This is a genomic window from Streptomyces sp. NPDC059477 (genome assembly GCF_042749375.1).
Classification (GTDB): domain Bacteria; phylum Actinomycetota; class Actinomycetes; order Streptomycetales; family Streptomycetaceae; genus Streptomyces.
This window is the reverse complement of the sequence record NZ_JBHYUG010000126.1, coordinates 1-8,089: the sequence shown is the minus strand read 5'-3', so window position 1 is coordinate 8,089 and position 8,089 is coordinate 1. Positions and strand designations below refer to the sequence as shown.

The following is an 8,089-nucleotide window of genomic DNA, read 5'->3' as shown; positions in this document are numbered from 1 at the left end:
CACGGGGGGCCTTTCCCGCTGGGGTGCCGTCGGCGGGCGTGCTCCCCCCCCGGGGCACCCGCGTACGGCACTCCGGGCATGAACGCGCAGGGGGACCGGGGACCGGGGCATGGGCGCACGCGGGGAACCCGTCGGCGCCTGAGCACACACGGGGGACTCGGGGCATGAGTACGCTCGGGGCATGAGTACGTATGGGGGACGCCGCTCGCAGGACGAGCGGGACGCGATCACCGTCGAGATCGGATACGCGCTCGTCAGCGCGTTGTTCGCGGCGGCGCTGCTGTTCGGGGCGGTGGCCGGTCCGGCGCTGCTGTTCGCCCTGCCCGGCCCGCTGGAGCGGGTACTGCTCAACGCGGGGTTCGTGCTCGCGCCGGTGCTGTTCCTCGTGCGGGTGGTGAGCGTGCTGATGCCGCTCGGGAAGTCCGGTCAGCCCAGCCAGCCGGGCCGGACCAGCCCCGACTCATAGGCCAGCACCACCAGTTGGGCCCGGTCGCGCACGCCGAGCTTCACCATCGTCCGACTGACATGGGTCTTCGCGGTGAGCGGGCTGACCACCAGTCGGCGGGCGATCTCGTCGTTGGACAGCCCGATGCCGACCAGCGCCATCACCTCGCGCTCCCGCTCGGTGAGGCCGGCGAGGGTGCCGGCCGCGGCGGGTTCCTTGGAGCGGGCGGCGAACTCGGCGATCAGCCGACGGGTCACGCCGGGCGACAGCAGCGCGTCGCCCGCGACCACCGCCCGTACCGCGCGCACCAGTTCCTCCGGTTCGGTGTCCTTGACCAGGAAGCCCGACGCCCCCGCGCGGATCGCCTCGAAGACATACTCGTCGAGTTCGAACGTGGTCAGCATGATCACCTTCACGTCCCCCAGTCCCGTGTCCCCGGTGATCCGCCGGGTCGCGGCCAGCCCGTCGAGGACCGGCATCCGGATGTCCATCAGCACGACGTCCGGCCGCAGTTCGTCCACCTCGCGCACGGCCTGCTCGCCGTCGGCCGCCTCCGCTGCCACCTCGATGTCCGGCTGGGCGTCCAGTAGCGCGCGGAACCCGGCCCGCACCAGCGACTGGTCATCAGCGAGCAGTACGCGGATCACCGGTCCTCCTTCGTGGGCTCGTCGGTGCGAGTGGGGTCATTGGTCTTCGCGGGGTCATGGGTCCTCGCGGGGGCGCCGGTCCTGGTGGGCGCCTCGGTCTCTGCCGGGGCGCCGGTCCGCGTGGGCGCCTCGGTCCCTGCGGGGTCGTCGGTCCGCGTGGGCGCCTCGGTCCCTGCGGGGTCGTCGGTCCGCGTGGGCGCCTCGGTCCCTGCGGGGTCGTCGGTCCGCGTGGGCGCGTCGGACTCTGCGGGGTCGTCGGTCCTCATGGGGTCATAGGTCTTCGCGGGGTCGTCGGTCCTCGTGAGCGCGTCGGTCGTGAGCGGCAGCACCGCGAGCACCCGGAACCCGCCGTCGGGTCGCGAGCCCGCCTCGATGGTGCCACCGAGCGCGGCGGCCCGCTCCCGCATCCCGGCCAGCCCGTTGCCGCTGCCGCCCGCGTCGGCGCCGGTCGCGGGCCCGTCGTCGTCGATCCGCAGCCGTAGCGCACCACCACCCTGTTCGAGGCGCACGCGCGCGTGCCGCGAACCCGAATGCCGTACGACATTGGTGAGCGCTTCCTGGACGATCCTGAACGCGGCGAGATCGGTGCCGGGCGGCAGCCGGGGCGGGCGTCCCTCGACGGCGACCGTGAGACCGGCGAAGGCCGCCTGCTCCACCAGCTCGGGGAGGCGGTCGAGGCCGGGGGCGGGCGCGCGGGGCGCGTCGCCGGGGGTGCGGAGGGTGTCGAGCACCTGGCGGACCTCGCCGAGCGCCTCCTTGCTGGCCGACTTGATGGTGGTGAGCGCGGTGCGCGCCTGCTCGGGGTCGGAATCCAGCAGGGCGAGACCGACCCCGGCCTGGACATTGATCACGGAGATGCTGTGCGCGAGCACGTCGTGGAGTTCCTGGGCGATCCGCAGCCGCTCCTGGTCGGCGCGGCGCTTCGCTGCCTGGGCACGCTCGGCCCGTTCCCGCACCCACTGCTCGCGTCGTACCCGCGTCAGCTCGGCCAGCGCCACGATCGCCGCGACCCAGGCCGCGATCACCAGTTCCTGCGCCCAGGGCGCGGGCGTGTCGCCGGACGGTGGCAGCCAGCGGTACAGCCAGTGCGCGACCAGCACACGCCCGCCCCAGAGCAGCAGCAGCGCCGCCCACGCGGCCCGGCGGCGCCCGGCGACCAACGCGCTGAAGAACCCCAGCGCCACGATGAGGAAAACCGGCCCGTACGGGTATCCGGCACCCAGATAGACCGTCGCCGCCAGTGCCGTGCCGAAGGCGACCAGCACCGGGTGGCGCTTGCGGAACAGCAGCAGGACACAGCCGACGAGCAGCAGAGCGCGGGCGAAGGGGTCCAGCGCGGCACGCTGGCCCTCTTGCGCGTGGGCGGCGAGATTCGACCCCACGAGCACGACGACCGTCACGGCGAGGGTGGAGCGCCACGGCCAGCGCCGGGCGTCCGCCGTCTCGTCCCAGCGGTTCCACCAGGGCGGCCCGTGCCGCCACCACGTCGGCGGCACCGCCCGGCGCCCGTACTGCCTGTCCATGCCCGCCACGCTAGACGCCACCGTCCACCGGTGCCGTCAGCCGGACGGGGTGATCACATGTACTCCCACGGAAGTACGCGCCCCCGCTCGCGGGCCCTTGACCCGCGGCTCCCGACGCGCGGCCCTCGCTCGTGCCGCCTACCTCAGCTCACTCGTGCAGACTGCTCTTGAGCGAACGAACACCCGTGAGGAGTCCTGATGTCCCCGCACGTGCAGAAGGCCGGCTGGTTCACGGTCAATGTCGTCAACCGTTCCGTCGCCTGGCTGACCGCCCGTGGGGTGAGCGTCTGGGGCTCGCGCGTGCTGGCCGTCCGGGGCCGCAAGAGTGGCCAGTGGCGGACCACCCCGGTGAACCTGCTGACGGTCCACGGGAAGTACTACCTGGTCGCACCGCGCGGGCATGTCCAGTGGACGCACAACATGCGCGCGGCGGGCGGCGGTGAACTGCGGCTCGGCAAGAACACGGATGTGTTCACCGCGACCGAGGTCGCCGACGACGACAAACCACCGCTGCTGCGGGCCTACCTCCGACGCTGGAAGTCAGAGGTGGGCGTGTTCTTCAAGGGCGTCGGCCCCGGCTCCTCCAACGCGGAACTACGGCGGATCGCTCCTGATCATCCGGTCTTCCGGATCACGTTCACCAAGTGATCCGCGGGGTGGCGAAGGGGGCTGGGGATTGCTGTCGCTGTTGCTATGGCTGTTGCCGTTGCTATCGCTGTTCCTGACCGGCGTCGCACCGCCGTCGTAGCCGAGACGTCGTGTCCGGGCCCGCGTTCGGCGCCATGGGCGACGCGGCAGTGGGCACCTCGGCGGATGCCGAGGCGGATGCCTGGCGGGCTGCCGTAGCCCGATTCTCAGCCGACCCCCCTCATACTCGCCGCATCCGGCACATCCACCGCCCCCTGTGCGCGCCACGCCCGCCAAGCCCCCGGCACCGCTACTGACACCGTGTCCGGCCGCAGGCCGTGGAGGCCGTAGAGGCCGTAGATGAGTCCCCCGAACGGAGTGCCCGGACTCTCACGGCACACCCCTCCCCGCGCGAGTCGACGCGCCCGGTATCGCGCGCCGACCCCCGCACCCCCCAACCGCCGCTTCTCAGGTGCCCGACTGCTCCTCCGCCCCTTCCGGATCGGGCTCCGGCACCGGGTCGGGCGTCGGGTCCGCCTCCGCCGCCCGGCGGTCGAGCATGGCCAGCGCCCGCTGGGCGAACGGACGGCTGCGGACCAGTTCGCCCAGTGAGGTCGCGCCGCGCGTGATGTCCATGAACGCCTTCCACGCCGGACGGACCCCCGTCAGCGCCGCGTGGAACAGCCCCGGCCGGCGCTCGAAGATGCGCAGCATCCGCTTGCCGACGGCCATCTCGACGCCCAGCCCGGCCTTGATGGCGAAGGCGTAGTTGAGGGCCTGGCGGCGGGTGTCCACGGCGTCGTGCGCCTCCGCGATACGGACCGCCCACTCCCCCGCGAGCCGCCCGGACCGCAGGGCGAACGAGATGCCCTCGCGCGTCCACGGCTCCAGCAGCCCCGCCGCGTCCCCGCACACCAGCACGCGCCCGCGTGACAGCGGCGAGTCGTCGGCGCGGCAACGGGTCAGATGGCCGGAGGAGATGCTCGGTTCGAACCCGGCGAGGCCGAGCCGTCCGACGAAGTCCTCCAAGTACCGCTTGGTGGCGGCGCCTTCGCCCCGCGCGGAGATCACCCCGACCGTGAGCGTGTCGCCCTTGGGGAAGACCCAGCCGTAACTGCCCGGCATCGGCCCCCAGTCGATCAGGACCCGCCCCTTCCAGTCCTCCGCCACGGTCTCCGGGACCGGGATCTCGGACTCCAGGCCGAGATCCACCTGGTCGAGCTTGACGCCGACGTGTGCCCCTATCCGGCTGGCACTGCCGTCCGCGCCGACCACGGCCCGCGCGAGGAGCGTCTCGCCGCCCTGGAGGACGACGGCGACCGTACGCCGGTCGGGGACGGCCGAGCCGTGCTGCTCGACCCGCGTGACCGTGGCGCCCGTACGCAGCTCCGCGCCCGCCTTCTGCGCATGCTCGACCAATTGCTGATCGAATTCCGGTCGATTAATCAGACCGAACAGCATCTGCTTGGAGCGACGCGTGCGCGTATAGCGCCCGTTGTGGGAGAAGGTGACCGCGTGCACGCGGTCACGGAATGGCAGTTCGAAGCCCGGTGGAAGGGAGTCCCTTGAAGGGCCGATGATGCCTCCGCCGCAGGTCTTGTACCGCGGCAGCTCCGCTTTCTCCAGCACCAGCACGCGCCGCCCGGCGACCGCCGCCGCGTATGCCGCGGAGGCCCCAGCGGGCCCCGCGCCCACCACGACGACGTCCCACACCTGCCGCACGTCGTCCGCCGAAGAGTTATCGCTGCTCACGATGGTCTACTGCTCCCGATCCGCCGCCTGCCGACTGTCCCCCGCATCCTACGGCCGTGTCGCCGCAGGCCACTGTGGGAGGATCGGCACCGAATGCGCCCCGCACAAGGGCGCGCCTGCACTCGCGCGGTCGTCGGTTGTCCCGAAGCGTTGCCTGTCCGTGCGCGAGCGAGCAAGAAGCAGCAGACAATACCCCGCGGCGTCCGCCGACCGCGCAGACCCGTTCACTGAGTACAACGTCGCACCTACGAGGAGCGTGCCCATGTCGTCGAATCCGGTCGCCGAGACCGTCGCCTCACTGATGCCCAGGGCGAAGGCGGAGCTGACCGAGCTGGTCGCCTTCAGGTCGGTGGCGGACTTCGACCAGTTCCCGAGGAGCGAGAGCGAGGGCGCGGCCCGCTGGGTCGCCGACGCGCTGAGCGCCGAGGGCTTCCAGGACGTCGCCCTCCTCGACACCCCCGACGGCACACAGTCGGTGTACGGGTTTCTGCCCGGCCCGAAGGGCGCGCGGACCGTGCTGCTCTACGCGCACTACGACGTCCAGCCGCCGCTCGACGAGGCCGCCTGGACCACCCCGCCGTTCGAGCTGACCGAGCGCGAGGGCCGCTGGTACGGGCGTGGCGCCGCCGACTGCAAGGGCGGCGTGATCCTGCACCTGCTGGCACTGCGCGCGCTGAAGGCGAACGGCGGCGTCCCGGTGCACATCAAGGTGATCGCCGAGGGCTCGGAGGAGATGGGCACGGGCGGCCTGGAGCGCTACGCCGAGGCCCACCCCGAACTGCTCACCGCCGACACGATCGTCATCGGCGACGCGGGCAACTTCCGGGTCGGTCTGCCGACGGTCACGACCACCCTGCGCGGCATGACCATGCTCCGCCTGTCGGTGGACACGCTCGAAGGCAATCTGCACTCCGGTCAGTTCGGCGGCGCCGCCCCGGACGCCCTGGCCGCGTTGGTCCGGATTCTGGACTCGCTCCGCGCGGAGGACGGTTCCACCACCGTCGACGGCCTGACCGGCGGCTCGTCCTGGGAGGGGCTCCAGTACGACGAGGAGCAGTTCCGCAAGGACGCCAAGGTGCTGGACGGCGTGGAACTGATCGGATCGGGCACGGTCGCCGACCGTATCTGGGCGCGCCCCGCGGTCACCGTCCTGGGCATCGACTGCCCGCCGGTCGTCGGCGCCACGCCGTCGGTCCAGGCGAGCGCGCGGGCACTGGTGAGCCTGCGCGTGCCGCCGGGCGTGGACGCGGCCGAGGCGGCCAAGCTGCTCCAGGCCCATCTGGAGGCGCACACCCCGTGGGGCGCCGGGGTGACCATGGAGCAGGTCGGCCAGGGCCAGCCGTTCCGCGCCGACCCGACCAGCCCGGCGTACCAGGCCATGGCCGACGCGATGGCCGTCGCCTACCCCGGCCAGGAGATGCAGTACGCGGGCCAGGGCGGCTCGATCCCCCTGTGCAACACCCTCGCGGCGCTCTACCCCCGCGCCGAGATCCTCCTCATCGGCCTGAGCGAGCCGGAGGCCCAGATCCACGCCGCCAACGAGAGCGTGTCCCCGGACGAGTTGGAACGCCTGTCGGTGGCGGAGGCCCTGTTCCTGCGGAACTACGCGGCGGGCTGAGGGACCTGCGGGCGGGGCGGGGCACCCGTACGGTCCGGGCGGTTCTCGTTCTACTGTCCCGTGCGCCCTGACGTCCGTACGGTCCGGGGCGATCCTCGCCTCTCGTACGCCGGTACGCCCGCCGGTACGACGTGGGCGGCTCGTGCCTCCCGTGCGGCACGGGGCGCCTTACCGCGCCCCGCCCGCACCCTCCTTGCCCACCATGCCCCGACCGCACCCACCGATCCAGGAGCGCCCCGGAACCCGCCGACCGGCGTCTCTCAGCCCGCGCCCCCGTCGACGTCCTGAGCGTCTTGGGCGCCGTGGGCATCCTGGGCGTCAGCCCCCACCGGCACCCCCGCCTCCAGATAGAGCGCGGAACCCCGCTCCCGTGCCTTCAGGGCCCACCTCAGCCGCTCGTAGCGCACCGGGGGCAGCAGGCGGGCCGCTTCGGTCTGCGTGACGAAGCGACAGCCCCGGAGTTCGGGGCCGGGCAGCAGGAGGCGGGCGGCCTTGGCGGAGTCGAGCCGGCCGCCGTCGAAGAGCAGCCGCAGGCCGCCGTAGCCGGGGGGCACGGGCGGTTCCCAGTCGACCACGAGCAGATGGGGTACGTCGTCGAGGAGGACGCCGGTCTCCTCGGCGACCTCGCGCATTCCGGCACGGGCCGGGGCCTCGCCGGGCTCGACGACCCCGCCGGGGAACTCCCAGCCGGGCTTGTAGGTGGGGTCGACCAGCAGTACACGATCGTGTTCGTCGAAGAGCAGGACGCCGGAGGCGACGGTCTCGGCGGTGGGCTCCGGGGTCTGCACGATGTCGCAGGGCGGCGCGGCCCCGGAGCCGACGGCGTCGGCGATGCGCAGGGCGGTCTCGCAGGGGGTGAGCGATCCGTTGTCGATCAGATGCGCGTCGGCGGCGAGCCAGGCGGCGAGAGCGGTCTTGAACGGTTCGATCTGCTCGAACGACCATTGTCGGATGCGTATCTCGCCGTCCGGAAGGTCGGGCGGGACCTCCCGCTGGGCGATCCGCTCGCGCAGGATCGTTTCGGCCGGGGTCAGTACCAGATGCCGGACACCGATCCGGCGAGCGGCGAGGCCGCCGAAGATCTCGTCACGGTAGTCCTGGCGCAGCAGCGTCATGGGCACCACGAGCGTTCCGCCGATCTCGGCGAGCATCGCGGCGGCGGTGTCGATCACCAGGCGGCGCCAGATCGGCAGATCCTGGAAGTCGCCGACCTCGGCGAGGCGTTTGGCGGGCAGCAGCTGCGTGAGCGCGGCGCCGATGACCTCGGGGTCGAAGAGCGTGCTGCTCGGGATCAGCTCGATCAGTTCCCGTGCGGTGGTGGTCTTCCCCGCACCGAACGCGCCGTTGATCCAGACGACGGTCACGTTTCCCCCTCTTCTGTTGGCCCCCTGTGGCTTGCCCGCTCCACCCTGCCACGGAAACCAGCCCCAGTTGAGGGCGGGTGGCAGCGCCGTGGCGCCGGTCCCCCGCGGTACGG

6 protein-coding genes and 1 pseudogene are annotated in these 8,089 nt (G+C 72.5%); 3 read left to right on the top strand and 4 right to left on the bottom strand.

What is annotated here, in order from left to right:
• Positions 1 to 181 precede the first annotated feature (181 nt).
• Positions 182 to 466 carry a DUF6332 family protein gene (locus ACFXAZ_RS36330; RefSeq protein WP_384600294.1) on the top strand — a complete coding sequence of 95 codons (285 nt, stop codon included), beginning with the start codon at positions 182 to 184 and terminating at the stop codon, positions 464 to 466.
• Here ACFXAZ_RS36330 and ACFXAZ_RS36325 read toward each other — a convergent pair.
• Positions 427 to 1,092, bottom strand: a complete 666-nt coding sequence (locus ACFXAZ_RS36325) for a response regulator (protein WP_384600290.1) — start codon at positions 1,090 to 1,092, stop codon at positions 427 to 429. The genes ACFXAZ_RS36330 and ACFXAZ_RS36325 overlap by 40 nt on opposite strands.
• A gap of 305 nt (positions 1,093 to 1,397) precedes the next feature.
• Positions 1,398 to 2,615: pseudogene (locus tag ACFXAZ_RS36320) on the bottom strand (sensor histidine kinase); the annotation flags it as partial.
• Positions 2,616 to 2,813: 198 nt separating this feature from the next.
• On the opposite strand from ACFXAZ_RS36320, the gene ACFXAZ_RS36315 reads away from it, so the two are divergent.
• Positions 2,814 to 3,263, top strand: a complete 450-nt coding sequence (locus ACFXAZ_RS36315; protein WP_384600287.1) for a nitroreductase family deazaflavin-dependent oxidoreductase — start codon at positions 2,814 to 2,816, stop codon at positions 3,261 to 3,263.
• 447 nt (positions 3,264 to 3,710) lie between these two features.
• Here the strand turns inward: ACFXAZ_RS36315 and ACFXAZ_RS36310 are convergent, their stop codons facing one another.
• On the bottom strand, positions 3,711 to 4,994 hold the full coding sequence (locus tag ACFXAZ_RS36310) for a geranylgeranyl reductase family protein (protein WP_384600284.1): 1,284 nt from the start codon (positions 4,992 to 4,994) through the stop codon (positions 3,711 to 3,713).
• A gap of 262 nt (positions 4,995 to 5,256) precedes the next feature.
• On the opposite strand from ACFXAZ_RS36310, the gene ACFXAZ_RS36305 reads away from it, so the two are divergent.
• The gene (locus ACFXAZ_RS36305; RefSeq protein WP_384600282.1) at positions 5,257 to 6,612 is read left to right on the top strand and encodes a dipeptidase; all 1,356 of its coding nucleotides are present in this window, start codon (positions 5,257 to 5,259) and stop codon (positions 6,610 to 6,612) included.
• 260 nt (positions 6,613 to 6,872) lie between these two features.
• Here ACFXAZ_RS36305 and ACFXAZ_RS36300 read toward each other — a convergent pair whose 3' ends face one another.
• The gene (locus ACFXAZ_RS36300) at positions 6,873 to 7,976 is read right to left on the bottom strand and encodes an NUDIX domain-containing protein (protein WP_384600280.1); all 1,104 of its coding nucleotides are present in this window, start codon (positions 7,974 to 7,976) and stop codon (positions 6,873 to 6,875) included.
• Between the last annotated feature and the right edge of the window lie 113 nt (positions 7,977 to 8,089).